Source organism: Shigella sp. SIG3 (genome assembly GCF_053555855.1).
This window is the reverse complement of the sequence record NZ_JBQZXE010000226.1, coordinates 1-1,850: the sequence shown is the minus strand read 5'-3', so window position 1 is coordinate 1,850 and position 1,850 is coordinate 1. Positions and strand designations below refer to the sequence as shown.

The following is a 1,850-nucleotide window of genomic DNA, read 5'->3' as shown; positions in this document are numbered from 1 at the left end:
GGACGCCTGCATCAAAACGTTCAGAAACGACATCGGTCAAACCATAATCAATGGTAAGCTGAATATCAATTTCAGGATGCGATTTCAGGAATGTGCGCATGGCTGGTAACAATATCGTTTTTGCTGCATGTTCTACAGTAGTAATACGTATTGTCCCGGATGGGCGGTTCTGCAGATCGCTCAGGGATGTCAGGGCAGAATCTATGTCATGCAATATAGGGCCAAGAACAGACAAAAGATGCTCGCCCGCTTCAGTGGGTACAACGCTGCGCGTGGTTCGCGTCAGAAGCCGCAATCCCAATCGTTCTTCTATACGGCGCACTATCTGGCTTAAAGCTGACTGCACCATGCTCAGGCGGGCTGCTGCGCGAGTGAAGCTACGCTCCTCTGCAACGACGACAAACGCCATCAGATCAGCGATTTCTTCACGCTTCATTCAGTATCTCCATACAATCTATTAATCATTTAAATGATAGGTCTAATCATGATTTAGGGTCTAATCAACTTAATGATCAATATCTATAGTGATATCACCAACCGTCAAAACGAACCGACAACTCCATGAGGAACTGAATGATGAATAATAAAGTCAGCTTCACTAACAGCAATAATCCAACCATCTCTTTGTCTGCAGTGATCTATTTCCCTCCAAAATTTGATGAAACCCGTCAGTATCCGGCAATTGTGGTATCTCACCCAGGTGGGGGCGTTAAAGAGCAAACGGCCGGAACCTATGCCGAAAAGCTGGCGGAAAAGGGATTTGTCACTATTGCTTATGACGCATCTTATCAAGGTGAAAGTGGCGGCGAGCCGCGTCAGTTAGAAAACCCATACATTCGTACTGAAGACGTCAGTGCCGTGATTGATTACCTGACAACGCTTTCTTATGTCGACAATACCCGAATTGGTGCGATGGGAATTTGTGCCGGTGCAGGATATACAGCCAATGCTGCAATTCAGGATCGCCGCATCAAGGCCATCGGTACCGTTAGTGCGGTCAATATTGGTTCGATGTTCCGCAATGGTTGGGAAAACAATGTGAAATCTATTGATGCTCTGCCACACATTGAAGCTGGCTCAAACGCCCGAACCAGCGATATTAGCAGCGAAGAATACGCCATTATGCCACTGGCTCCAATGAAGGAGGCCGATGCGCCGAACGAAGAACTGCGTCAGGCCTGGGAGTATTACCACACACCTCGTGCGCAGTATCCAACAGCACCGGGTTACGCTACTTTGCGCAGCCTTAACCAGATTATTACCTATGATGCTTACCATATGGCGGAAGTGTACCTGACTCAGCCGATGCAGATTGTGGCGGGCAGCCAGGCAGGGAGCAAATGGATGAGTGACGACCTGTACGATCGGGCATCAAGCCAGGATAAACGCTATCACATTGTTGAAGGCGCAAACCATATGGATCTTTATGACGGCAAAGCCTATGTGGCTGAAGCAATTTCAGTATTAGCTCCGTTCTTTGAGGAAACTCTGTAATGAAACATATTCAAATCCGCAATAGTGATATGGCCTGGCATATTGCTGCCAATATTCAGTTTCCACCAAATTTTGATGAGTCAAAACAGTATCCGGCGATTATCAGCGTCCATCCTTTTGGCAGTTGTAAGGAGCAGACGTCTGGCAATATCTATGGCAAGGCATTGGCTGAAAAAGGCTATGTCGTTCTCGCTTATGACGCCAGTTTCCAGGGAGAATCTGGTGGGGAGCCTCGTTGGATAGAAGATCCGACACAGCGCGTAGAGGATATTAGCCGTGTTATCGATTATGCAGTAACTCTGCCATATGTTGATGCTGAACGCATTGGCGTGCTGGGTGTGTGTGGGGGGTGCCCG

Annotated in this window: 2 protein-coding genes and 1 pseudogene; 2 read left to right on the top strand and 1 reads right to left on the bottom strand. The window is 47.8% G+C overall.

The window, feature by feature from the left end:
* Positions 1-436 (bottom strand): annotated as a pseudogene (gene pgrR, locus ACUU1I_RS20370) (DNA-binding transcriptional regulator PgrR); the annotation flags it as partial.
* A 137-nt stretch (positions 437-573) separates the two neighbouring features.
* Here pgrR and ACUU1I_RS20365 point away from each other — a divergent pair.
* Together ACUU1I_RS20365 and ACUU1I_RS20360 are read left to right on the top strand one after the other, a co-directional pair.
* Positions 574-1,494, top strand: a complete 921-nt coding sequence (locus ACUU1I_RS20365) for an alpha/beta hydrolase (protein ID WP_000981715.1) — start codon at positions 574-576, stop codon at positions 1,492-1,494.
* Positions 1,494-1,850: alpha/beta hydrolase (locus ACUU1I_RS20360; RefSeq protein ID WP_449144903.1), on the top strand; the 357-nt coding region annotated here is incomplete at its 3' end. The genes ACUU1I_RS20365 and ACUU1I_RS20360, both read left to right, overlap by 1 nt.